This is a genomic window from Paraburkholderia sp. BR10954, assembly GCF_040965775.1.
In the GTDB taxonomy this organism is placed as follows: domain Bacteria; phylum Pseudomonadota; class Gammaproteobacteria; order Burkholderiales; family Burkholderiaceae; genus Paraburkholderia; species Paraburkholderia youngii.
This window is the reverse complement of the sequence record NZ_JBFRCK010000041.1, coordinates 1-24,353: the sequence shown is the minus strand read 5'-3', so window position 1 is coordinate 24,353 and position 24,353 is coordinate 1. Positions and strand designations below refer to the sequence as shown.

Annotated in this window: 19 protein-coding genes, 2 tRNA genes and 2 pseudogenes; 10 read left to right on the top strand and 13 right to left on the bottom strand. The window is 64.4% G+C overall.

Annotation, left to right across the window (positions count from 1 at the left end; genetic code table 11):
- The first annotated feature begins 51 nt into the window (after window positions 1-51).
- Together AB4Y34_RS35465 and AB4Y34_RS35460 are read left to right on the top strand one after the other, a co-directional pair.
- Complete coding sequence (locus tag AB4Y34_RS35465; protein WP_176384744.1) at window positions 52-1,041, top strand: LysR family transcriptional regulator; 990 nt, start codon at window positions 52-54, stop codon at window positions 1,039-1,041.
- Window positions 1,038-2,045: a LysR family transcriptional regulator gene (locus tag AB4Y34_RS35460; protein ID WP_368718667.1), complete on the top strand. Its 1,008-nt coding sequence runs from the start codon at window positions 1,038-1,040 to the stop codon at window positions 2,043-2,045. The genes AB4Y34_RS35465 and AB4Y34_RS35460 overlap by 4 nt, the downstream gene beginning before the upstream one ends.
- Before the next feature lie 64 nt (window positions 2,046-2,109).
- Here the strand turns inward: AB4Y34_RS35460 and hemA are convergent, their stop codons facing one another.
- Window positions 2,110-3,381, bottom strand: a complete 1,272-nt coding sequence (gene hemA, locus AB4Y34_RS35455) for a glutamyl-tRNA reductase (RefSeq protein ID WP_368718691.1) — start codon at window positions 3,379-3,381, stop codon at window positions 2,110-2,112.
- Window positions 3,382-3,529: 148 nt separating this feature from the next.
- The gene (locus AB4Y34_RS35450) at window positions 3,530-3,853 is read right to left on the bottom strand and encodes a hypothetical protein (RefSeq protein WP_368718690.1); all 324 of its coding nucleotides are present in this window, start codon (window positions 3,851-3,853) and stop codon (window positions 3,530-3,532) included.
- Between the two features lie 41 nt (window positions 3,854-3,894).
- On the opposite strand from AB4Y34_RS35450, the gene AB4Y34_RS35445 reads away from it, so the two are divergent.
- Both AB4Y34_RS35445 and AB4Y34_RS35440 read left to right on the top strand, forming a co-directional pair.
- Entirely contained in the window at window positions 3,895-4,029 is a 135-nt protein-coding gene (locus tag AB4Y34_RS35445) for a hypothetical protein (protein ID WP_255209060.1), read from the top strand.
- Window positions 4,030-4,124: 95 nt separating this feature from the next.
- Window positions 4,125-4,843: pseudogene (locus AB4Y34_RS35440) on the top strand (SDR family NAD(P)-dependent oxidoreductase).
- Between the two features lie 332 nt (window positions 4,844-5,175).
- Here the strand turns inward: AB4Y34_RS35440 and AB4Y34_RS35435 are convergent.
- The 8 genes and pseudogenes from AB4Y34_RS35435 to fdnG form a co-directional block, all read right to left on the bottom strand.
- Window positions 5,176-5,481: pseudogene (locus AB4Y34_RS35435) on the bottom strand (LysR substrate-binding domain-containing protein); the annotation flags it as partial.
- 772 nt (window positions 5,482-6,253) lie between these two features.
- A tRNA-Sec gene (locus tag AB4Y34_RS35430) sits at window positions 6,254-6,349 on the bottom strand.
- A gap of 51 nt (window positions 6,350-6,400) precedes the next feature.
- Window positions 6,401-8,314, bottom strand: coding sequence for a selenocysteine-specific translation elongation factor (selB, locus tag AB4Y34_RS35425; protein WP_176384723.1), 1,914 nt, complete (start codon window positions 8,312-8,314; stop codon window positions 6,401-6,403).
- A gap of 13 nt (window positions 8,315-8,327) precedes the next feature.
- Entirely contained in the window at window positions 8,328-9,776 is a 1,449-nt protein-coding gene (gene selA, locus AB4Y34_RS35420) for an L-seryl-tRNA(Sec) selenium transferase (RefSeq protein WP_176384721.1), read from the bottom strand.
- A gap of 46 nt (window positions 9,777-9,822) precedes the next feature.
- The gene (fdhE, locus tag AB4Y34_RS35415; protein ID WP_368718666.1) at window positions 9,823-10,821 is read right to left on the bottom strand and encodes a formate dehydrogenase accessory protein FdhE; all 999 of its coding nucleotides are present in this window, start codon (window positions 10,819-10,821) and stop codon (window positions 9,823-9,825) included.
- 145 nt (window positions 10,822-10,966) lie between these two features.
- Window positions 10,967-11,623, bottom strand: coding sequence for a formate dehydrogenase subunit gamma (locus AB4Y34_RS35410; protein WP_176369582.1), 657 nt, complete (start codon window positions 11,621-11,623; stop codon window positions 10,967-10,969).
- The gene (fdxH, locus tag AB4Y34_RS35405) at window positions 11,620-12,543 is read right to left on the bottom strand and encodes a formate dehydrogenase subunit beta (RefSeq protein ID WP_176107291.1); all 924 of its coding nucleotides are present in this window, start codon (window positions 12,541-12,543) and stop codon (window positions 11,620-11,622) included. Before fdxH ends, AB4Y34_RS35410 begins: the two co-directional genes overlap by 4 nt.
- A gap of 9 nt (window positions 12,544-12,552) precedes the next feature.
- Entirely contained in the window at window positions 12,553-15,621 is a 3,069-nt protein-coding gene (gene fdnG / locus AB4Y34_RS35400; protein ID WP_368718665.1) for a formate dehydrogenase-N subunit alpha, read from the bottom strand.
- Window positions 15,622-15,846: 225 nt separating this feature from the next.
- Here fdnG and AB4Y34_RS35395 point away from each other — a divergent pair, with 225 nt between their 5' ends.
- The 5 genes from AB4Y34_RS35395 (at window position 15,847) to AB4Y34_RS35375 (ending at window position 19,938) form a co-directional block, all read left to right on the top strand.
- Window positions 15,847-16,173 (top strand): beta-xylosidase, encoded by a 327-nt coding sequence (locus AB4Y34_RS35395; RefSeq protein ID WP_368718664.1) that lies wholly within the window; start codon window positions 15,847-15,849, stop codon window positions 16,171-16,173.
- Between the two features lie 271 nt (window positions 16,174-16,444).
- A complete protein-coding gene (gene selD / locus AB4Y34_RS35390) occupies window positions 16,445-17,500 on the top strand; it encodes a selenide, water dikinase SelD (protein ID WP_368718663.1) in 1,056 nt (351 codons plus the stop codon).
- A gap of 118 nt (window positions 17,501-17,618) precedes the next feature.
- Complete coding sequence (gene mnmH, locus AB4Y34_RS35385; protein WP_368718662.1) at window positions 17,619-18,686, top strand: tRNA 2-selenouridine(34) synthase MnmH; 1,068 nt, start codon at window positions 17,619-17,621, stop codon at window positions 18,684-18,686.
- Window positions 18,687-18,711: 25 nt separating this feature from the next.
- Window positions 18,712-19,767, top strand: a complete 1,056-nt coding sequence (locus tag AB4Y34_RS35380) for a permease (RefSeq protein ID WP_368718661.1) — start codon at window positions 18,712-18,714, stop codon at window positions 19,765-19,767.
- Window positions 19,768-19,803: 36 nt separating this feature from the next.
- Complete coding sequence (locus AB4Y34_RS35375; protein ID WP_368718660.1) at window positions 19,804-19,938, top strand: hypothetical protein; 135 nt, start codon at window positions 19,804-19,806, stop codon at window positions 19,936-19,938.
- Window positions 19,939-19,978: 40 nt separating this feature from the next.
- On the opposite strand, the gene dhaL is transcribed toward AB4Y34_RS35375, so the two are convergent.
- From dhaL to AB4Y34_RS35360, 3 genes are all read right to left on the bottom strand, one after another.
- The gene (gene dhaL, locus AB4Y34_RS35370; RefSeq protein ID WP_368718659.1) at window positions 19,979-21,685 is read right to left on the bottom strand and encodes a dihydroxyacetone kinase subunit DhaL; all 1,707 of its coding nucleotides are present in this window, start codon (window positions 21,683-21,685) and stop codon (window positions 19,979-19,981) included.
- Between the two features lie 286 nt (window positions 21,686-21,971).
- Window positions 21,972-22,048 (bottom strand) — tRNA-Val (locus tag AB4Y34_RS35365).
- Between the two features lie 78 nt (window positions 22,049-22,126).
- Complete coding sequence (locus AB4Y34_RS35360; RefSeq protein WP_368718658.1) at window positions 22,127-23,617, bottom strand: M81 family metallopeptidase; 1,491 nt, start codon at window positions 23,615-23,617, stop codon at window positions 22,127-22,129.
- A 458-nt stretch (window positions 23,618-24,075) separates the two neighbouring features.
- On the opposite strand from AB4Y34_RS35360, the gene AB4Y34_RS35355 reads away from it, so the two are divergent.
- The coding region (locus AB4Y34_RS35355) for a hypothetical protein (protein WP_368718657.1) at window positions 24,076-24,353 on the top strand (278 nt) is incomplete at its 3' end.

Sequence of the window (24,353 nt, the reverse complement as noted above, 5' to 3'; positions counted from 1 at the left end):
CTGATGCCGGGGCGAAGCGCGCCGCCAACCTCCAGCCCTCAGGAACGGTTTATGAACCTGTTGCAGAACATGCGGATATTCGTGCGCGTCGTGGACACGGGCAGTTTCACGGCGGCGGCTGATTCGCTCGATTTAAGCGCGGCCTCGACATCGAGAGCAGTCAGCGAACTGGAGCAACACCTCAAGGTCCGGCTGCTGACGCGCTCCACGCGCCGCATTGCATTGACCGATGCAGGGCGCACCTACCTGGGCCACTGCCGATTGATCGTACGTGCAGTCAACGAAGCGGAGCACGAGGTCTCCGAGGCGGGCAGTCTCGCTCGCGGCATGTTGCGGGTCCATAGCTTCGCGAGCTTCGGACAGCACTACCTCGTTCCCGCCATTCACGCGTATCGCCGCCTATACCCCGAAGTGACGATCGATCTCCAGCTTTCGCAAAACTTGCCGGACCTGTTCGACGGTAAATGCGACACCTCAATTCTCGCGGTCTCCGGCCTGCCGGACTCGGAGATCGTCATGCACCGGCTGGGTTCGAGCTGCAGCATCCTGTGCGCCTCACCACGCTATCTGAACGGGCGCGGCACGCCGTTGCATCCCGGCGACCTGATCGATCACGACTGCCTCGCCCTTAGCAGGCCTACGTGTTCGTCGAGCGGGTGGGTGCTCGAAAAGGCGGGCAGTGGCAAAACCGAAAACATTGAGATCAACAGCGTATTTCGCATCAATATCGCCGAGTCGCTGGCCGCGGCAATCCGCGCGCACATGGGCATCGGGCCCCTGCCCGTCTACTCGGCGCTCGCCGGCTTGCGCGCGGGAACACTCGTGCGCGTGCTGCCGGAATACACGCTGGACAGCAAGGATATCTGCGCTCTCTTTCCATCGCGCCGCTACGTCGACGCCAGAACGCGGACATGGTTGGACTACATGCGCGAGTATCTGCCCCCCGCGCTCGCACGCGATCAAGCTGCGCTCGCGAGCCTCGGCAACCCTCGCGGCTGGCAGCCGGCACATCCAAACTTGAGATTGCACACCGTCGCATGAACACCTTCCAAAACATGCAGATCCTCGTCCGCCTGATAGATACGGGCAGCTTCACCTCCGCAGCGGCCTCGCTAGACGTGAGCCTCGGTACCGCGTCGCGGGCAGTCAGTGAACTGGAGGAGCATCTGCGCACGCGGCTGCTGCACCGATCCACGCGCCGCGTTTCCCCGACGCGCGAAGGACTGGCCTACGCCGAACGTTGCCGCAGGATTCTGGCCGACGTAGCGCGGGCCGAAGACGACACCGCCCTCGCCGCCGACCACCCGAGCGGACTGCTGCGCGTGCACAGCTTCGCGAGTCTCGGCCATCGGCACATCATGCCTGCGATCCAGGCCTACCGGGCTCGCTATCCCGACGTCCACGTGGAACTGAGCCTGTCGCAGGCGCTTGCCAATCTCTTCGACGGCAGCTGCGATACGTCAATCGTCGCTTTCTCGCCGCCGCCGGACGACGACCTTGCGTCGCTCCAGCTTGGCTGGTCGCAGCGCATTCTTTGCGCCTCACCTGGATATCTCGCCGCGCGCGGCGTGCCGCAATCGCCCGACGATCTGCAGTTGCATGACTGCCTGACGCTGCGCACCGCCACCGCGTCGTCGCAACGCTGGTGCCTCGAGGGCTGCGACCGGGTGAGCGTCACGCTCGCGGTCGACAGCGTGGTCAGCATCAACATTGCGGAATCGCTGGCAACGGCTGCGCGCGAGGGCATGGGGATTGCGCCGTTGCCCGCCTATGCCGCGCTCGACGAATTGCGCGACGGCACGCTCGTGCGCGTACTGCCCCAATACACCATCGAGACCCGCGAAATCTGCATTCTCTATCCGTCCCGCCGGTTTATCGATGCGCGCACCCGATCGTGGATCGATTTCATCTGCGACTGGCTCCCGCCCCGTCTTGACAATGACGAGGCGGCCTTGAGCGAACTTGCACGGGAAACCGAAGCACCAGGCGTCGCGGCCTTAACGGAGCCGTCGATACGGCCAGAGCCGTTGGCTGCTTACCCTTGATCTCATGGCACGTCGGCGGGCAGCGAATGCGTGCGGTTTCTATCGATGCAGGAAGCGGCCCCGGTCAGCGAGGCGAGTACCAGCGTCCGACAATTTCCTTTAGCAGGTAGCGCTCATTTGCAGGCGCCGAGGTCAGTGCATACGTGGGCGGATGGATCAGCTTGTTGGTAAGCGACTGCGACAGTGCTTCGAGCACCGCGGCCGGGTCGTCGCCACGCGCGAGCATTTTCTGCGCGCGCTCGACTTCCGCGCGGCGCAGTATGTCGGCCTGCGTGTGCATGTGGCGGATCACCGGCACGATGCTGCGCGCGTCGAGCCATTGCATGAAGTTCTGCACGCGTGTCTCGATGATCGCTTCGGCCTGCGCGACCGCGGCCTGGCGCGACGCATTGCCTTCGCGGACGATCGCGCCGAGGTCGTCGACGGTGTACAGGAACACGTCCTCGAGCTGACCGGCTTCTGGCTCGATGTCACGCGGCACCGCGAGGTCGACCATGAAGATCGGCCGGTGACGGCGCGACTTGATCGCGCGCTCGACCGCGCCGAGACCGATGATCGGCAGCGTGGACGCCGTGCACGACACGATGATGTCGAACTCGTGCATCCGGGAGGGCAACTCGGAGAGCGGAATGGCGCGGCCGTTGAAGCGCTCGGCGAGCCGCATGCCGCGCTCAGCCGTGCGGTTCGCGACGACGAGTTCACGCGGATGCTGCGCGGCGAAATGCGTCGCGCAGAGCTCGATCATTTCGCCCGCACCGATGAACAGCACGCGCTGGTTCGCGATCTTGTCGAAAATGCGTTGGGCGAGGCGTACTGCGGCGGCGGTCATGGATACCGACTGCGCGCCGATTTCAGTGGTGCTGCGCACTTCCTTTGCGACGGCGAAGGTGCGCTGGAACAGCTGGTTCAGGTAGGTGCCGAGCGCGCCGGCTTCGGTCGCGGTGCGCACCGCGGTCTTCATCTGGCCGACGATCTGCGTTTCGCCCAGCACCATGGAGTCGAGCCCCGAAGCCACCCGGAATGCATGACGGACCGCTTCGGACTGCGGCAGCGTGTAGACGTGCGGCGTGAGCTCCTCCGTGCGGATACCGTGATACTGCGCCAGCCAGCTCACGGCTTCGTCGCGTGAGATTTGCGCATCGGTCGCGCAGTACAGTTCGGTGCGGTTGCAGGTGGAGAGAATGGCGGCTTCCGGCGCGCTCAGCGAGCGCTTCCCGGACCATGCTGCCCTGAACAGGGCGAGAGCGGGCTTGATCTGTTCGAACTGAAACGCCACGCGTTCGCGCAAGGCGACGGGCGCCGTTTGGTGATTGATTCCGATCGCAGTCAGTTGCACCATGAACCTCTCGCTTTCTTGCCACATGGGCTGTGGTCTTTGGCCGTCGGTCGTAGAATGCATCGTCGCTCTTGCGGAAGCATTACCAAATGATGTTGCGCGAATTGCAGATGTAATCCTTTCGCAACGCGACTGAGCGGTGAGTCGCTCACATGCCCCGTTCAAAGAACTCAGCGCTATGGTCGATGAATGCCCTGACCTTTGTGGGTAACAGCGTGCGGCCGATATAAGCCAGTCGGACTTCAGCCGCCGTATCGACGATCTCGAAGCCTTCAGGCAGACGTATTAGCCGGCCAACCTTGATGTCCTGTGCCACAAGCGCGAAGGGAAGCAAACCCACACCGTATCCCTCGAGAATGATGTCGCGATTGAATATCGGGTTATTCGAGGCGATCTCGTATTTGATCTGGACTGCGACGGTTTCGTGGTCGATCTGGAACGTCAGGGTTGGCTTATGCATCGAGGGCGGCACCGTGACGAACACATGATCGGCCAGCTCGGCAGGATGCCGCGGTGGTGGACGCCTTTCCGGTCGAGAAGGTCGTCGACGCAGAGGTAACAATGCAACGCGTTAAAGAGGATGGCTTCGACGCACTGCTCACGCCAGGCAGCGCCAAGCTCAAGATTCTCGTATCCATGCCCTCGTGAAGTCCGGGGCTCCCGGCCTTTCGATCTTCATAACCAATACGCGAAGGTCGTCGCCCACCCATGGAGCTTTGGCAAACTGAATCGGTGAACAGAACATGGATCGCCTTAAAGGAAAAATCGCACTCGTGACCGGAGCTGCGCAAGGAATCGGCCTCGCTGTCGCACAGGCATTCGCAAGCGAAGGCGCTGTCGTTTTCGCTGGTGATGTGCAAACCGGCAAAGAAGCGGAAGGGATCAAACCTGTCCGACTCGACGTCTCGTCCAGCGATGACTGGCAAAGCGTCGTGGCCGAGATCATAGCGACCCATGGTCGCATCGATGTACTCGTCAACAACGCCGGCATCGTGGCGTGCTACGAACCCGTGCATGGCACGGATATCGAAAGTTGGCAACGCGTGCTCGCAGTCAACCTGACGGGGAGTTTTCTTGGCATGCAGGCGGTGCTACCGTTCATGCGTCGAGCAAAGCAAGGTCCAACAATCAACTTCTCGTCGATCTGGGCAACGTAGGCGTTCCAGGCGCGGCAGCGTACAACGCAGCGAAAGGCGGCGTGCGCAACATGACGAAGAATGCGGCCGTCACCTACGCGCCGGAGAATGTGCGAGTCAACTCTGTGCATCCGGGACTGATCCGAACGCCACTCGTCGAGGCACAGTCAGACGATATGAATGGCGGCATCATTGCCAGTACTCCCATGGGGAGAATCGGCACGCCTCACGAGGTCGCGGCAGGATGTGTGTTTCTGGCGAGCGACGAAGCGTCGTTTGTCACCGGAAGCGAACTGGTAATTGACGGAGGATATCTCGCCCAATAGTCCCGAATCATCAACCGGCCCGCGCCGGTGACGGCCAGATCTTCCCAAGGCAGTATGGCGATCCGGCGCTGGGTGAAAGGCCGCTTGGTTGACCGATCCAGGCCAAGACCCAACTGCGACATTACTCTTCTCCTCAACCAATTCGCGCTTCCAGGATGGCTGAACGAGGCGTCAATGCCAGGACTTTTGCAGACCTTCGGCGTCACCGATCGTCTTCAGCTGCTCTTTGACGTCCTTCGCACTAACTTCCCGCCCCTGCTGCCATTTCAGCCCACGCCAATATCGTCGTCCCCTGAATCTCGTCGCACACTTACAGAAACGGAAACGACTGATCAGTCGAGCGCCCCTTCTGCGGCCAGCGCAACCAACGTATCAACAACGTGTCGGACTTTTGGCCGGAGATGCGCCACCTTGGGCCATACAACGTGCACGTCGATAAGGTCCTTCGATACCTTGTCGAGCACCGATACGAGTGTTCCATTCTTCAAGCCCGGTCGAAGCAGAGACATCGGCATCTGGCAAATTCCGAGTCCGGACAACGCGGCGTCGACAATGGTATCGCCGTCACTTATCTGATGAGTCGGAGGCGGAGAGATGCGCCGCGATTCCCCATCTGTGTTGACCCGCAATGAAAGCGGCTGCCCTCGGCGATATCAACACCATCGCAACCACGCTGCACGCCAACGCCACCGTCACGGCGTCATAACACCCTTCGATTCGGGACGACCGGTGACTGGCACCCCGTGGCAAGGCGCGACGAGACGCGACTCCGGCGGGTATCGAGGTAAACCGTGAATGCCTGTTGTCGCTCCGTAGGTGGCCACATGTTTGCAGCACACCCCACGTGAAACGAGCGTGGGTTTTCACAGTGAAAAGCGGTTCAGCACTCCAGCCATTTCGCCCACGCGAAGTTCTCGTCCTCGCCAAGAAACTTGAGGCCCCAGACGACATCCTCCGCACCCAGTGATCCGCGAATCCTGAAGGGACGTTCAGCCGGATGTTGCACAGCATGCCGATGGGACTGGCATTGTCCTCATGCAGCATTTCGGACTGCACCGAACCGGCCAGATACTCGAGGCTGGCGCGCTCGAGAACCGGTATAGGCATTCCGGGATCACGCGCCGGCAATGAGTCTGTGACGTTGCGGTAAAGAATGGTTCATGCAATCCGCGCCTTGGTTTCACACAACGAAGATAGCGAAGGCTAAAGCCGGAGCAAGCCGCCTGATTTCTATGATTCCAATGGCCACCATCGCAGGGAACGACCGTATCGACTGCCAGAATGCAGGCGGCTACCGTCATGCGTAACAAAACGTAAATTGGGCAGGCGATTTTTAAACCAATTAACTTCCAGGCGGAAGTTTTATGGTTACCTCTACAATGAGGAACGTCAAAATCCCGCAAAGTCTTGTGGCGGAAGGCAGCCGGAGTCGAACCGACCTGAGAGCGTCTGACGCCCTCAACTGGGTTTGAAGCCCAGCCGCACCACCGGATACGAATGCCTTCCTACGGTGATTGAATGACGCGTGCCCGATAGAAACAGGCCGCAGAAGCCAGATCAACGCAGATCGAGCCAGCGGCTATCCGTGCGCACGAGGTGCAGGCCACGGTGGAAGCGAGTATACCCAACCCGGTCGAAGAACTCCAAAAGCTGGATCGCGCGTTTCCGGCCGAGTCCTGTCGCGTCGCGAAACGGCGCGGCCGCCACGGTGCCAGCGTTCTTGTGCGCCTCCGTCGCCGCGATCGACGCAAGTTCGCGAATCACCTGCTGGTGATAGAACAGGTCATGCACGACCTGGAACAGCTCGCCCTGACGCGCGAGCTTGCGCAGCAACTGACGCACGCGCTCCTCCGGCACACCGTGCCCGTTCGCGAGCTCGCGCACCCACGGCGGATCGAAACGTCCCGCCTCGATCTCGGGCAGCAGCGTCGCGGCAAGCGCCTGATCGGCGGCATCGAGTGTCACGGTGTGGCCGGGCAAATGCAGCCACGGTCCGCGTCTGATCAGCTCGCCACGCGCCGCCGCATCGTCGACCAACGCGCGCCACAGTGCGTCGTCGACCAGTGGCGCCGCGATGCGCCGCAAGCGCGACACGTCCGGGCCCAACTCATCCGGCAAGCGCTCGTGGTATTGCGCGAGCGCACTCGTCACGCGCCCGGCCAGTGCATGCCATGCCGCGTCCGCGAGCAGCAGTGCGTCATGGCCCGGCAGTTCGATCATGCGCGTCCCGGCGGGCAACGCGAGCGCGGCTGCCGGCATCCCCGTCAGGCGCTCCAGCAACGCCCGCGACAAACCGTGTGGCGCGCGCGCGAACGGCACATCGAGCGAGCCGGTGTCGAGCAGCGTCTGTATCGCGTCGAGCCAGTCGAAGCGTTCCGCCGAGCGCCGCTTGCGCGCCGGAGCGAACGGATCGAGCACATGCCCGCCGCCCACCGTGCGATTGGCCTGAGCGTTACGCACGACGAAGCGATCGCCCGGTACCGCGCACAGCGGCCGCTCGAACACGAGTTGCACGCGCGCGCGCTGACCGGGCGCGAGCGTGTCGCCTTCGAGCAGCGCGACATGCGCAACCTGATGCTGCGTGCCGAGATGCACGTGCAGCGGCGTCCAGTGTTCGAGCGGGTGCGGCGCGTCGGGCAGCAGCGTCAACGAGACGTCGATACGCTCACTCGCTTGCGACAGCCGCGGATCGACAACCCAGTCGCCCCGCTCGATCGCACTCCTGTCGATGCCCGCCAGATTCAGCGCACAGCGCTGGCCGGCGCGGCCGGTTTCGGCGGGGCGATTCTGCGCGTGGATACTGCGCACACGCACCGGCTGATTTTTCGGCGCGAGCAGCATCGTGTCGCCGACGCTCACGCTGCCTGCCACTACGGTCCCGGTGACGATCGAGCCCTGCCCCGCGAGCGTGAACACACGATCGACGGCGAGGCGGAACAGGCCGTCGTCGCGCTTCATACGCCATGTGGCGGCCTGCTCGCGCAGATGCGCATTCAACGCGGCGACGCCCGCATCGCCCGCGCGAGTCGCGCAGGTATCGAATACCGGCGCGTCGCGCAGCACGCTATTGCCGACGAACGCACTCACTTCGTCGTGCACTTCGCGCAGTCGCTCCTCGTCGACGCGATCCACTTTCGTCAACGCGATCGCACCGCGCCGGATGCCGAGCAGTTCGACGATCGCCAGATGTTCGCGCGTTTGCGGCATCACGCCGTCGTCGGCGGCGATCACGAGCAGCGCGAAGTCGATGCCGCTCGCGCCCGCGGTCATCGTATGCACGAGCTTTTCGTGGCCCGGCACGTCGATCAGACCGAGCACGTCGCCGTTCTCGAGCGGCACGTATGCGTAACCGAGCTCGATCGAAATGCCGCGCGCTTTTTCTTCCTTGAGCCGGTCCGTATCGACGCCGGTCAGTGCCTTCACGAGGCTGGTCTTGCCGTGGTCGATATGCCCCGCTGTACCGACGATCATGCGTGCCTGTCCTTCAGTTGCTCTTCGGTTGCGCGATTAGCTGTGCGATCAATTGCGCCTCATCGGCGGCTTCGAGGCAGCGCAGATCGAGCCGCAACGCGTCGTCCGCGATCCGGCCGATCGCCGGCCGCGCCATCTCGCGCAACTGCTTTTCGAGCGCGAGCAGATGACGGCCGCCGCGCTTGCCGTCGGTCATCCTGATGACGAGTCCATGGCTCGGCAGCACGTCGACGGGCAATGCACCGCTGCCGATCTGGCTGAACATCGGCTCCGCCGCCACGGTGTAGCGCGCGCCGATCGCCTGCTGCAGCGCCGGTAGCACGCGCTGCGCGGCAGCGTGAATGTCCTCGGCGGGACGCGTGAGGAGCCGTAGCGTGGTCAGCCGCTCCGCCAACTTCTCGGGCGCGCGATACAGCCGCAGCACAGGCTCCAACGCCGCGAGCGTCAGCTTGCCGACGCGCAGTGCGCGCTTCAGCGGATGCTTCTTGATCTTAGCGATCAGATCGCGCCGCCCGACGATCAACCCGGCCTGCGGTCCGCCGAGCAGTTTGTCGCCGCTGAAGGTGACGACATCGGCGCCGGCCGCGACGGTCTCGCGCACCGTCGGCTCGCGCGGCAAGCCCCATTCGGCGAGATCGACCAGCGTGCCGCTGCCGAGATCGACGGCGACCGCGAGCCCGCGCTCGTGCGCGAGCGGCGCGATCTCGTCGATACCGACTTCCTTCGTGAAGCCGCTGATCGCATAGTTGCTCGCGTGGACTTTCATCAGCAGCGCGGTGCGCGCGTTGATCGCCTGTTCATAGTCCTTCAGATGGGTGCGGTTCGTCGTGCCGACTTCGCGCAGCTTTGCGCCCGCGCGGCTCATGATGTCGGGAATGCGAAACGCGCCGCCGATTTCGACGAGCTCGCCGCGCGACACCACCACCTCCTTCTTCGCCGCGAGCGCGGACAGCGTGAGCAGCACCGCGGCCGCGTTGTTGTTGACGATGGTTGCCGCCTCGGCGCCGGTCAGCTCGCAGATCACATCGTCGATCAGGTCGTCGCGATCGCCGCGCATGCCGGTGGCGAGATCGAACTCCAGGTTCGCCGGTTGCGTGAGCGCGGTCATCACGGCGCGCACCGACTCGTCGGGCAGCAGCGCGCGGCCGAGGTTCGTGTGCAATACAGTGCCGGTCAGATTGAACACACTGCGCAGCCGCGACGCGTTGCGCGCGAGCAGCGCCGCAGCGACCGTCGCATGCAGCTGCGGGGTTTCGAGCGCGCTCACCGCCGGGTTGGCCGCCGCATCGCCCGATTGCGCGTTGATACGCCACGCGTCGAGCGCGTCGCGCAACGCATCGAGCACCTGAGTGCGGCCGTATTCGCCGATCAGCGGCGCGAATTCGGCCGACGCCATCACCTTGTCCACCGATGGCACGCGCGCCATCAGCGCGCGCAATTCCGAGCCGCTCACATCGCTCACGAGCAATCCTTACGTCGTGTTGAACTTGCGTCCGGCCAGGTCGCCGTCAGGCGGACTCGTCGTCCTCCGCGTCCGTCGCGCCGGCCGTCTGCTCCGGCCACAGCCAGGGATGCGGCGACGCGCGCCGGTAACCTTCCGCGCCCATCAGCAGATCGAGCGTGAGGCTCGCGAGGTCGTCCGCGAATGGATCGAACTCGTAGTCCTTCGCCTGGATGCCGATCTTGCGGTAAGTATGGCATTCGTCGCACGACTCCGCCTTCAGCACGGCGTTTTTCGTTTCGGCTTCGCGCGTGGCCGTGTCGGCGTCGGGCGAGCCGGCCACGTGGTACGCAATGCCTTTCGTCGAATCGCAGTTCGAGCATTTGCTTCGGACCATATGCCATTCGGTTGCGCACAGCCCGCATTGCAGATAGCGATAGTTGTCGTATGCGCCGCCGATGCGCAGCGTGCTGGCCACCGGATGGGAACCGCATACCGGGCACAGGCCCGGTGTGTCGAGGTACGGCACGGCGCGCTTGTCGATGTCGGCGGCGAGGTCGGTCCATACGACTTGCAGCGCGGCCATGATGAATGGCGCGCTCGCCGGCTCGACGTCGGCGAAGCGCTGCGCGAAGATCGCGTCGGCCTGCGCTTCGAGCGTGGCGACGTCGAGCGAGCGCAGTTGCGTGAACACCGCGACGAGCGGCGGCGTCAACGGACCCGCGGCTTCGATCTTGTCGAGCAGTTGCAGCAGCACGTCGCGCCACGCCGGATCGCGCGCGCCGGACAGCGCCGGAATCAGCGGCATCGAATACTGCTGCGCGCTCGCGATCAGCTCGGGGCTCGGCGGCTGCGCCTTGAAGTGCGCGAGCACCGCCTGCTGCGCATCGGCGAGCGCCGCCATCAGCCGCAGGTAGCCGGCAATCGGATTGCCGCGCGAGGCTAGCTGGCGCAGGCGCGCGGCGCGCGGCGCGAACACCGCGAGCCGCTCCGGCATGCGGATGCGGGGGATTGCCGAGGGATCGAGCGACTCGATGTCGGCGGCTTCGAGAATTCGTTGAGCCAAGTTATCGACCTCTGAAAACGGAAGAGCCGCCGCCCGTCATCGACGCGGCGCGGCGGCCCGGTGCGCGGGGTGCTGCGTGCGGCGTGCGGCGTGCGGCGTGCGGCGCATTGAAACACGCACTGGGGCAGCGCCGATTGAGCATACTTTACTTGCCGATGATTTCCCTGAACCAGTTCGGATGGTGCTTGCGCGCCCAGCCATAAGTAACGGTGCCGCGCGTCATCGCACCTATGGAGCCCTTGACCCACAGCGCCGCATAGACATGCACGATGATGCCGACGATCAGCAAAAACGCCGTCACCGCGTGCACGACCGCGGAGAGCCGGATCAGGTCAATCGGGAAGTAGAGCGAAAAGTAGCGCCGCCAGATCACGATGCCGCTCAACAACAACAGCAGCATGCAGATCACCATCACGAAGAACAACAGCTTCTGCCCGGCGTTGTACCTGCCGATTGCGGGCAGGCGCTCCTCGCGGTTGTTCAGCACGTCGCGGTACTGCTTCATCCACTGGATATCCGCCTGGTCGAGATAATTGTGATGCCAGAAGCGCAACGCAAGAATCAGGAACGAGATGAACATCACGCAGCCGATGAACGGGTGCAGGATTCGCGTCCACTGTCCGCCGCCAAGCACGAAGTACAGAAACGCCATCGCCGGATGGAACATCGCGAGACCGGACAGCGCGAGCAGGATGAAACAGATCGCGGTGATCCAATGATTCGTGCGCTCGTTCGGCGTATAGCGCACGATCAGGCGGTTGCCCTTTACGTCCGTGAAGTCGGTGTGCTCAGAGTGGTTCATTGCTTACCCTCCCGCGAACGGCGCGCTTCTTCGGCTTCCTTGACGGCGGCGGCTTCGTCGGCCTCGGTCACCTCGTTCGGACCGACGCGCGTGTAGTGGAAGAAGCCCGCGAGCGCGGCGATCCCCATGATGGCGAGTCCGATCGGCTTGGCTATACCCTTCCACAACGTCACCATCGGACTGATGCGCGGATCGTCCGGCAGGCCGTGATACAGCGACGGCCGGTCGGCGTGATGCAGCACGTACATCACATGCGTGCCGCCGACCTTTTCCGGGTTATACAGGCCAGCGTTCTGGAAACCGCGCTCCTTCAGATCGACGATGCGGTCCTCGGCCTGCAGCTTCATGTCCTCCTTGGTGCCGAACATGATCGCGCCGGTCGGGCAGGTCTTCACGCAGGCCGGCTCCTGGCCGACCGCGACGCGGTCCGAACACAGCGTGCACTTGTACACGCGGCGATCCTTCTTCGACATACGCGGTATGTTGAACGGGCAGCCGGCGATGCAGAAGCCGCAGCCAATGCAGTTCTCCTCGTGAAAATCCACGATGCCGTTCGTGTACTGCACGATCGCGCCCGGCGACGGACAGGCCTTCAGACAGCCCGGGTCTTCGCAGTGCATGCAGCCGTCCTTGCGGATCAGCCATTCGATATCGCCGGCGGAGTTCTCGTACTCCGCAAAGCGCATGACGGTCCACGAATTCTCGGTCAGATCGGGCGGGTTATCGTAGACGCCCACGTTCACGCCGATCTCGTCGCGCAGATCGTTCCACTCCATGCAGGCCGTCTGACACGCCTTGCAGCCGATGCACTTCGATACGTCGATCAGCTTCGCGACCTGCCCGGTGGCCGGCGCGCGAGCCACCGGCGGTTGCGTGGTGGTGGCCGAGACGCGTCTGATGTCTAGTGATTGCAGTGCCATCTCTTTACCTTATGCCTTTTCGACCTTGACGAGGAACGACTTGGTTTCCGGTGTCTGTGAGTTTCCGTCGCCCACCGGGGGCGTCAGCCCATTGACGAGATAGCCCGGCCTCGCGAGCCCCATGAAGCCCCAATGAATCGGCAGCCCGACGGTCTGCACCTTCTTGCCTTCGACAGTCAGCGGTTTGATGCGCTTCGTCACGACCGCGACGGCTATCAGGTGCCCGCGGTTCGAGCTCACCTTGACCCGGTCGCCGGCCACCACGCCGATCTCCTTCGCGAGGTCTTCGCCGATCTCGACGAACTGCTCGGGCTGGATGATCGCGTTCAGCTTCGCATGCTTCGTCCAGTAGTGGAAATGCTCGGTCAGACGATAGCTGGTCGCCGTATGCGGGAAGTTCTCGTGCGTGCCGAACGTGGCCTTGTCGGCCGGGAATACGCGCGCCGCCGGGTTGCTGACGGCCAGCTTGTTGTCCGGATGCAGCGGGTTGTAGCCGAGCGGCGTCTCGAACGGTTCATAGTGCTCGGGGAACGGCCCTTCGACCATCGCGTCGCGCGCGAAGAACCGCGCGACGCCTTCCGGATTCATGATGAACGGATTCATGCCGCTGTCAGGCGGCTCGTCGACCTTGAAGTCCGGAATGTCGGCGCCCGACCACGTGCTGCCGTTCCACGCGATCAGCTTGCGCGTCGGATCGAACGGCTTGCCGTTGAGATCGCACGACGCGCGGTTGTACAGAACCCGCCGGTTCACCGGCCATGCCCACGCCCAGTTCAGCGTGTTGCCGATGCCGGTCGGGTCCGAGTTGTCGCGGCGGCCCATCTGGTTGCCCGCCTGGGTCCACGCCCCGCAGAAGATCCAGCAGCCGCTCGAAGTCGAGCCGTCGTCGCGCAGCAGCGCGAAACTCGCGAGCTGCTCGCCTTTCTTCGCGAGCACCTTGGTCGGGTCCTTCGGATCGGTGACGTCCGCGAGCGCCTTGCCGTTGAACTCCATCGCGAGCTCTTCCGGCGTCGGGCTGTCCGGCTTCGCATACGGCCAGCTCATGTTCAGGATCGGATCGGGATACTTGCCGCCGTCCTTGCGGTAAGCGTCGCGAATCCGCAGCCACAGCCCAGCCATGATCTCGAGGTCGCTCTTCGCTTCGCCCGGGCCGTCCGCGCCCTGCCAGTGCCATTGCAGCACGCGGCTCGAACTGACGAGCGAGCCGCGTTCCTCGGCGAAGCAGGTGGTCGGCAGACGGAACACCTCGGTCTGGATCGATGCGCTGTCGACGTCGTTGAACGGGCCGTGGTTCTTCCAGAACTCCGACGTTTCGGTCGCGAGCGGATCCATGATCACGAGCCACTTCAACTTGGCCAGAGCCGCGCCGTTCTTTGACTTGTACGGCGCGGCGGCAAGCGGGTTGAAGCCCTGCGCGATGTAGCCGTTCATCTTGCCCTGACTCATCAGCTCGAATACCTGGAGCAGGTCGTAGGACTTGTCGAGCTTCGGCAGATAGTCGAACGCGAAGTTGTTCTCGGCGGTCGCCGTGTCGCCCCACCACGACTTCATGAAGCTCACGTGGAACGCGCGATAGTTGCGCCAGTAGCTCAGCTGGTTCGGCCGCAGCGGATGCTGGGTGCGCTTCTCGATGTAGGCGTCGAAGTCCTGCTCCGCTTCCGTTGGCAGCGTCATGTAGCCAGGCAGCAGGTTCGACATCAGGCCGAGGTCCGTCAGGCCCTGGATGTTCGAGTGACCGCGCAGCGCATTCATGCCGCCGCCCGCGATGCCGATGTTGCCGAGCAGCAGCTGTACCATCGCGCCGGTGCGGATGATCTGCGAGCCGATCGAGTGCTGGGTCCAGCCGAGCGCGTACATGATCGTGGTCGCACGTCCCGGCACCGACGTCGCCGCGAGCATCTCGCACACGTGCAGGAACTTGTCCTTCGGCGTGCCGCAGATTTTTTCGACCTGCTCGGGCGTGTAGCGCGAGTAATGCTTCTTCATCAGCTGATAGACGCAGCGCGGGTCCTGCAGCGTCGGGTCGACCTTGGCGAAGCCGTCCTCGCCGCGCTCATAGTCCCACGAGGTCTTGTCGTAGCTGCGCTTGTCGGCGTTGTAGCCGGAGAACAGGCCGTCGTTGAACGCAAAGTCATCACGGACGATAAACGACACGTCCGTGTAGTTCTTCACGTACTCGTGCTGGATCTTGTCGTTCGTCAGCAGATAGTTGATCACGCCGCCGAGGAACGCGATGTCCGTGCCGGTGCGGATCGGCACGTAGTAGTCCGCGACCGACGCCGTGCGATTAAAGCGCGGGTCGACCACGATCAGGCGCGCCTTGCGGTGCGCCTTCGCTTCCGTGACCCATTTGAATCCGCATGGGTGGGCCTCGGCCGAATTGCCGCCCATCACGAGAATCAAGTCCGCGTTTCTGATGTCGACCCAATGGTTCGTCATCGCTCCACGGCCAAACGTCGGGGCAAGACCTGCCACCGTCGGGCCATGTCAGACACGCGCCTGATTGTCGAATCCAAGCATGCCAAGACTGCGGGCAGTCTTGTGCGTCAGATAACCCACCTCGTTACTGCTGGCCGACGCCGCGAGCATCCCGGTAGTCAGCCAGCGGTTGACCTTCTTGCCGTCTGCGGTCGTCTCGACGAAGTTCGCGTCGCGGTCTTCCTTCATCAGCTTCGCGATGCGGTCCAGCGCGTCTTCCCACGAGATGCGCTTCCACTCGTTCGCCCCGGCCGCGCGGTACTCGGGATAGCGCAGACGGCTCGGGCTATGGATGAAGTCGATCAGGCTCGCGCCCTTTGGGCACAGCGTGCCGCGATTGACCGGATGGTCGGGGTCGCCCTCGATGTGGAAGATGCTCGTCTTCACGTTCTTGGCTTCGTCGCCGAGGCCGTACATCAGGACGCCGCAGCCCACCGAGCAGTACGGGCAGGTGTTGCGGGTTTCGGTAGCACGCGACAATTTGTACTGACGGACTTCGGCCAGCGCGGGGGTCGGCGAGAAGCCCATCAGGGCTAGGCTCGATCCGGCGAGCGAGGTGGCAGAAACCTTCAGGAATTGTCGCCGAGTCATTTGCGTCATTGCATGGCCTCGGCTCTTTTGGGAACAAATTGATTATAGATGCCGTTGCACGACACGTAGCTCGATCGTAGTGCATTCGCCACCCGGGTAAATCAGACATGCGAAAGTCGCTTGAATGAACGGCGCTCTCTGTATGCACGATTTATTCCAGGCGCCGGGCACCGTTCATGCTGAATCCGCGAATGGTGAATTCAATTGACCTTCTCGACGGATTATTGCGCTCCTATGAACTCCTCTCCTTACTCCTGTCGCGTGGCAGCCGGCGCAGCCTCGCTTGCGCTTCTCGGCGCCGCACTACTGGCCGCGAACTCCCCCAGCCTTGCGCAGATTCCCCAGTCGGGCGGCTCTTCGCACATGGAAAGCCGCTCGTCTGGGATGGGTTCGACGCCCGACCCGGGCGCGTCGGCGGTCCACGAATCACTGAAACCTCAGTCGAAAGACAGCGGGCAAGGTAACGCGCGCGGCAAAACCGCCGGCCAGGGACAAAAAGCCGAGGGCGCTGGCGGATTTAACAATGGCTTGTATGGGACCGGCGCAGGCAGCAATAAATAAGGCTTTGCAATCGTGCGGTAATTGGTTTGCTAATTGTCGACGGCGATCAATTCACGCGGCGGTGCGCAATTGTGTTAGCGCGTGAAGAATTCGTTTCATTGCGCGCACTTGCCGTTTGCATTTGCTTCGGCATTGGTACTTTCTACGCGGGCGTTTATCGTTCGGATATACCGCTTCGGCATTAAGCCAGTTTGCGGCCCGCGTCGACGCTGCACAGTATGAAAACTACCCTCATAATGCGGTCATTCGACGAACCCGAACTCCCGCCCTCATGACCCAAGTCCAAGCAAGCCAGTCGCCCCGCCTTACGAGCCTGTCGCACGGCGGCGGCTGCGGCTGCAAGATCGCGCCCGGCCTGCTCGCCGATCTGCTCAAGCGCAGCGCGCCGCTGCCGTTTTTCCCCGACCTGCTGGTCGGCAACGACACCGCCGACGCCGCCGTCTACAAGCTCAACGAGGACCAGGCGATCGTCGCGACCACCGATTTCTTCATGCCGATCGTCGACGATCCGTTCGACTTCGGCCGCATCGCCGCGACTAATGCGATTTCCGACGTCTACGCGATGGGCGGCAAGCCGATCATGGCGCTTGCGATCGTCGGCATGCCGATCAACGTGCTGCCGCACGACGTGATTGCGGCCGTGCTGAAAGGCGGCGAATCGGTGTGCGCGGACGCGGGCATCCCGCTCGCGGGGGGCCATTCGATCGATTCGGTCGAGCCGATATACGGCCTCGTCGCGCTGGGCATCGTCGATCCGAAGCGCGTCAAGCGCAATGCGGGCGGCCGGGCCGGCGACGTGCTGATCCTCGGCAAGCCGCTCGGCGTCGGCATTCTGTCCGCGGCACTGAAAAAAGACCGGCTCGACGAGGCCGGCTACGCGGCCATGATCGGCGCGACCACCAAGCTGAACCGGCCGGGCGCCGAGCTGGCGCGGCTCGACGGCGTGCATGCGCTGACCGACATCACCGGCTTCGGCCTGCTCGGCCACACGCTGGAACTGGCGCGCGGCTCGAAGCTCACCGCGCGCGTGCACTATGCGGACCTGCCGTGGCTGCCGAACGTCGCGAGCCTCGCGGAAGCCGGTATTTTCACCGGCGCATCGGGCCGCAACTGGGATGCCTATGGCCGCGACGTGGTGCTGCCCGCCACGTTGCCGTCGGCCGGCCGTGCGTTGTTGACCGATCCGCAGACGTCGGGCGGGCTGCTGGTGTCGTGCGCGCCCGAGGCGGTCGACGAGGTGCTCGCACTGTTCCGCGCCGATGGCTTCGCCGACGCGCGAGTGATTGGCGAACTTGTGAGCGGTGAAGCGCGGGTCGAGGTCATCTGAGGCAGGCGGTTGAAGGAACGCGTCACTAGAGAACGCCTGAAAGGACGCATAACCGGCCCGAACGAGCCGCGCATGCGATAATTTCGGTCTTCCCGCGGTCCGGTTCGTCCCTACTCCCTTGAAAAGTCTTCTAGTCAGCCTCGATAAAGCCGGCGATTTCGATGAAATCGTCGACGTTCGCACGCCGCTCGAGTTCGAGGAAGACCATATTCCGGGCGCGACCAACGCGCCAGTGCTGAGCAACGAGGAACGCGTGCTGGTCGGCACGACCTACAAGCAGGTGTCGCCGTTCGAGGGCACGCGGCTCGGAGCGGCGCTCGTCGCGCGCAACATCGCGCATCATCTGGAAACCACCTTCGCCGACCGGCCGCGCAACTGGCGCCCGCTGATCTACTGCTGGCGCGGCGGCAAGCGCTCTGGGTCGGTCACGACGCTGTTCAACATGATCGGCTGGTCGGCGCGGCAACTCGAGGGCGGCTACAAGAGCTACCGGCGCGCCACGCTGGAGAGGCTCGAAACCCTGCCGCGCCGTTTCAGCTACATCGCGCTCGTCGGCCCGACCGGCAGCGGCAAGACACGGCTGCTGTCGGCGCTGCATGAGGCCGGCGCGCAAACGCTCGACCTCGAGGCGCTCGCCTCGCATCGCGGCTCGCTGCTCGGCGCGTACACGGGCGTGCAGCAGCCGTCGCAAAAGCGCTTCGACACGCTGCTCGTCACCGCGCTGCAAGACTTCGACGTGAACCGGCCGGTGTTCGTCGAGGCGGAAAGCCGGCGCATCGGCTCCGTCACGCTGCCGCTCGCGCTGCTCGAAACGTTTCATCGCGGCGCGTGCGTCGAGGTGCGTTCGAGCCGCGAGGATCGCGCGGCGTTTCTACTGCAGGATTACGCGCATCTGTTCGAGCATCCCGACTACTTCAAGGGACAGCTGGAACGGCTGATCGGCCTGCACAGCCGCGAGCGGGTCGCGGGCTGGCAGCGGCTCGTCGACGACAACCGGCGCGCCGAGCTCGCGCACGAACTGATCGAACTTCACTACGATCCCGCGTACGCGCGCAGCAGCGGCCAGCATTTCGATCAGCTGCCGACTGCACTGCAACTCCATTTCCGCCCGAACGACGCCGACGTCGTCGAGCAGGCGAAAACGCTGCTCGCGCAGCTCGACACCCGTACGCTAGTCCTCGGTTGACTCACAACGACATTTAAGAACCATCATGCAATCAACCCTTCGGCAACCTCGGGTTACGTTTGGCTGGATCGTCTTCCTGCTGATCGCCGTCGTCGGCCTCTTCTATGTGAAGTGGTTTCCGTACTACAACCGCGCGTTCGTCGCCGCGAGCCAGCATTCAATCGGCAAGTCGATCCTGATGGGCACGTCCGCGAGTGCGCCGGCGGCCTCGTGGCAGGCCGCGATCGACTTCGCGCTCGCGTACGGCAAGGCGATCTGGCAGGCGATGGTGCTTGGCCTGCTGCTCGGCTCCGCGGTGCAAGCGCTGATTCCGCCGCAGTGGGTCGCGCGTGCGCTCGGTCGCGCCGACTTCAACAGTGTCGTCAAAGGCGGCCTGATGTCGTTGCCTGGCATGATGTGCACCTGCTGCGCGGCGCCGGTCGTCGCCGGCCTGCGCGCGCGCGAAGCGGCGCCGGGCGCGGCGATTGCTTTTTGGCTCGGTAACACCGCGCTGAATCCCGCGACGCTGATTTTCATGGGCTTCGTGCTCGGCTGGCAGTGGATGGGCCTGCGCCTCGCGCTCGGCATCGTGATGGTGTTCGGCCTCGGCTACCTCGTGAACCGCATGATCACGCCGCAGGAAGCGCAAGCGTCGCGAGAGGCCGTCGCGCAACTGGTCAGCGCCGACGATCCGGGCACCGCGTTCTCGCGCTGGGTCTCGATTCTCGGGCGCATGACGCTGCGGCTCGTGCCGGAATACATCGTGCTCGTGCTGATTCTCGGCGCGGCGCGCGCATGGCTGTTTCCGCACGTCGGCCCGGACGTCGACAACAGCTTGCTGTGGATCATCGCGCTGTCGATCGCCGGCACGCTGTTCGTGATTCCGACCGCGGGTGAGGTGCCGATCATTCAGGCGATGCTGTCGTTCGGCATGGCCGCCGGCCCCGCCGGCGCGCTGCTGATGACGCTGCCGCTAGTCAGCGTGCCGTCGCTCGCGATGCTCGCGCGGTCGTTTCCGCGGCGCGTGCTGACGGGGGTGGCCTGTGCGGTGGTGGTGTGCGGTGTCGTCAGTGGTTTGCTGGCCGTTGCGCTGGGCTTTTGAGCCGGTATTCGAGTTCGAGTCGTAGAAGAAGGAAGCATGAAACGTATCGCCGCTTTCGCCGTCACGTGTTGGTCCGCCGCCGGGCTGCTGTACGTTGGACAGCACTCGGTGGCGCTGATCGCGCTGAGCGGCGTCGTTGCTTTCGCTGGGTTCGATCTGCTGCCGCCTTGAAGGGGTCGTTGTTCGCAGTAGCGTTCGCGTTCGCCCGCGCCTAACCGGAAAGGGCCTCGCCAATCGCCGCGAGCCACAACACTACCGCGTGCGCGCCCGGGTCCACATGACCGATCGCTCGCTCGCCGACATAACTCGAACGCCCGCGGCGCGGATGCATCGAAGCGGTACGCGACGTGCCATCGATTGCCGCACAGACGGCGGCTTGCAATGCGGCATCCGTCGACGCTCCCTGAGCGAGTGCGTCATACAGCGCGCCGGCGGCGGGCTTCAGCGCATCGACCATCGTGCGATCGCCCGGCGTCGCGCCTCCGAGTTCCATCAATCCATCGACACCGGCGCTGAACGCCGTCGCCCATTGCCGTGCCGTGGCCCCGCCGCCCGACGGTTCGAGCGCGGCCGCCGCGCGCAGCAGCATCACCGCGTATAGCGGACCCGACGTACCGCCCACCACGCGCCGCAGCGTCGCCGAGACGCCGCGCAACACCGCGCTCGGCGTGGTTGCGGACGCGTAGGAATCGAGTTCGAGCTGCACCGCGCGTGCGCCGCGCGCGAGGCTGATGCCGAGGTCGCCGTCGCCGACGCGCTGGTCCAGTTCGGTCAATATCGGCTCGGCTGCCAGCAGGCACTCGCAGACCGCTTCGATCGCTCGCCGCAGCGTCGCGTCACGCGCGAGCGTCGCGCCGCTCGCGCCTGGCGGCGCGGGTGGCGCCGCACGCACCGCGACCTGCGCGACGCGGCCGCTCAGCGCGGGCCATGCGCTCGTATGCGAGGCGGCGTCGAGCAGACTCAGCCGTTCGTCATCGACCCGCAGCAGCGTCAGCGACACGCCAGCCATTTCGAGCGCGCTCAGGAACGTGCCGGCCCACGCGCGCGCAACTTCGATGCCGCGCCCGGCGAGCTCGCGCAGCGCGGCGCCGGCTACCACGTGGAGCTCGCTCGATGGGGTGCCGCCAAGATTGTTGACGAGCAGCGCGACGCGCTCGCCGGCCTGCAACGCGAGATCGTCGATGATCTTTGCCAGCAGCTTGCCGACCATCGCATCGGCCGGTTCCAGCGCACCGCGCGCCACCCCGGGTTCGCCATGAATGCCGAGGCCCCATTCGATTTCGCGATCGCCCAGTTCGAAGCCCGGCTTGCCCGCGGCCGGCACCGTGCACGGCGTCAGCGCGACGCCCATCGTGCCGAGCGACGCGGCCGCTTCTTTGGCGATCCGCGCGACTTCGGGCAACGGCAATCCGCGCGCGGCCGCCGCGCCCGCGATCTTATGAACCAGCACCGTGCCTGCGAGTCCGCGACGGCCCGCGTGATCGCCGCTCGCGCTCAGCGCGACGTCGTCGGCGACGATCATCATCTCGACGGGAATGCCCTCGGCGCGCGCGATTTCGGCCGCGAGGCCGAAGTTGAAGCGGTCGCCCGTGTAATTCTTGACGATCAGCAACGCGCCCGCGGGGCCGGCCACCGCTCGGATTGCGTCGAGCACGGCGTCGGTGGATGGCGAGGTGAAGATCTCGCCGGCCACCGCCGCGCTCAGCATGCCGTGGCCGACGTAGCCGCCGTGCGCGGGCTCGTGGCCCGAGCCGCCGCCGGAGATCAGCGCGACCTCGCCACGCGCGGCCACGGCCTCGGCATCGGCGCGCAACACGATCGTGCCGCCCTGCAACAGCGAGAGCTGGGGATTGAGGGCGATGAGCCCGTCGAGCATGTCGGGGACCACGGTGGACACATCGTTGATGAGCTTCTTCATTGCGTCAGCTCCGTTGGATGCTGCCGGCAGCGCATGATCGAATGATGCGATGGCAACGGCAGTCGGGTCGTCGGCGAAAGCGGAAGGACTAACTGTACCGCGCATTGTCGAACGACGACGCAACAGCGGCAGAAAACGCGTGAATGTGCGCGAGCTGCGAGCCACGAGCGGACAACGAAAACGAAGGGGACGTGATGCCGAACGGCGAAACTGCGGGAACGACGGGATGGATTTGACTGGTCCGTAGACGAAAGCGGAACCGCTTTCGTCTACGTCACAGATGCGTTGGTAGGCTCGATTGGATTCGAACCAACGACCCCCACCATGTCAAGGTGGTGCTCTAACCAACTGAGCTACGAGCCTTTAGAGGCGCGAATTATAGAGACTCGTTGCAGACTTCACAAGCCCTTGCGGCGATTTATCGAATCGCATGCGTGTTGATCAGTTGGTCGCGGTCCATTCGGTGTCAGGGTCCAATGGATAAACCGGCCGTTTCACGCGCTCGAATCTGAACAGACTGTAGTCCGAACTCGTGACGCCGCGACTATCGCATTCGACGAGCGCCGCCGCGATCGGCACGAAGACCGGCCGGCAATACATGCGTGATTTGAGCAGCAGAAAACGCGCGCGGCGCGGATCGATGCCGACGCTCTCGAACACGCCGAGATCCCACGGCTCATGCGTGTGTTCGGTCACGACGAGTTTCACCGTGCCGGCGTCGAGCACTGCCGCACGCCCCATGTACGCGCGTTGGCCGGTGTAGGTCGGACCGCTGATCACGTATTCGCCGTCCGTCAGCGCGCGCACGACGCCCGTCAGGGCGAGCGGCGAACGCGAGGGCAAAGCATCGTTTGTCAGCTTGTTGCCGATCGCGAGCGTGACCGTGCTTCCGACCCCCGAAGCCGCCAGGGCCGCGACCGCCTGCGGGTCGCACAACGGCCCGCTGACGATGTCTTCAAGGCCCTGCTTCAATGCTTCCTCGAGCAGATCCATCGTGTCGCACGTGCCGCCTGACATGCAGTTGTCGCCATGATCGAGCAGCAGCACCGGTTTGTCGGCGCCGCGCGCGAGCGACGCCGCCCGCGCGACCGATTCGGCAAGCGGCGCGCTGCGATAGACGAAATCGTCGCGCTCGTCCCAGATCTGTCGCGCGACACGCTCGGCGACCGCCTCGGCATCCGCGCGCTCGCCATTGCCCACTACAACGACGCTAATGCATGGCGCGTCGATATCGGCGAGCGAGAAGCCCGCCAGCACCGACACCGCGAGCATGCCATCGGCCTCGGCGGCGCGCGCGGCGTCGAGCGCGCGTTTCATCGCGCCGTCGGCGCTCGCGCTGCGCAGCGTGTGCGTGAGCAGCGGCGGTTGACGCCACGCGATCACCGGCTTCGCGTGGCCGTCGATCATGTCGAACAGCAGGCGCGCCGCATGCGCGCCAGTCTCGTACATGTCGACGTGCGGATAGGTTTTGAAACTGACGATGATGTCGGCGTTGTCGATCATCTTTTGCGTGACGTTGCCGTGCAGATCGAGTGCGACCGCGATCCGCGCGTGCGGCAACGACGCACGCACGCGCGCGAGCAGATCCCCTTCGCCGTCGGCCGAGTTCTCGGCGACCATCGCGCCGTGCAGATCGAGCATCACCGCGTCGCAACCCGTCGCGCCTGCCAGGATCGCGTCGCAGATCGTATCGTAGGCTACGGCGTCCACCGGCCCGCTCGGATTCGCCATGGCGGAGATCGGCGTCACGATTTCGGCGTGCACGCGCTCGGCGGCGTCGATGAACGCGGCCATCGCCGTTTGCATGCCCTTGTTTTCGTCGAACGCGGCGCGGCCGTAGCTGGGACCGGTGCGGCCGAATGCGGCCAGCGGGGTTTCTACCGGCGAGAACGTGTTGGTCTCGTGGTTCATTCGTGCGATCAGGATCTTCATACGCGTACGCTCCCTGTTCTCGACGCGGCGCTCAGCATCACCTGCAGCAGCACCTTGAAGCCGGCTTCCAGATGATCGGCGCGCGTCCTCGATTTCGTCGTGGCTGATGCCGTCCTTGCACGGAACGAAGATCGTCGCGCTGAGTCTGATGCGCGCGAAACAGACCGCGTCATTGCCCGCGCCGCTGGTCACATCCGTCGAGGACAGACACCTCGAGCCAGCCGACCGTGGCGCGGCGACGCGGCGCATGATCGCGCGCCCGATGCGGTTCGCCGCGTGGAGCCCGCTTCGATGCTTCCCGGGTCGAACGCAACTGGATGGCGCTTGCCGACGGGACTTGCTCCGTTCCGGCTTGCTGGTCGGCGTTGTTCCAGTTGTCATGATAGAGAGGTTTGGCCGAGGCTGACGGCCGGACGTCCGCGAGGCGGCAATGCGGCGACGCCTTTCCGTGGGCGAGGATGGGAGGGAAAACCGCTGGATTCGAGGGTAGCGAATTGCGCACCGCGAGCGATTTAGGTGTCAATCCGCTCGACTACGGACGCCGCGACATGCCGGCAATCTGCGCGCAAGTGGTCGCCAGCAAACGTTTTCGTCGAAGGAAGCGGGTAATGCGTATTTCGGATGAACGTGACCGGCCGTTTCGGGATCGTGACCGGCGATTTCGGCAACGTGACCGGTTATTTCGGGAACGTGACCGAGCGGACCGGATGGCTGGATTGGCGTTGCGCATGACATC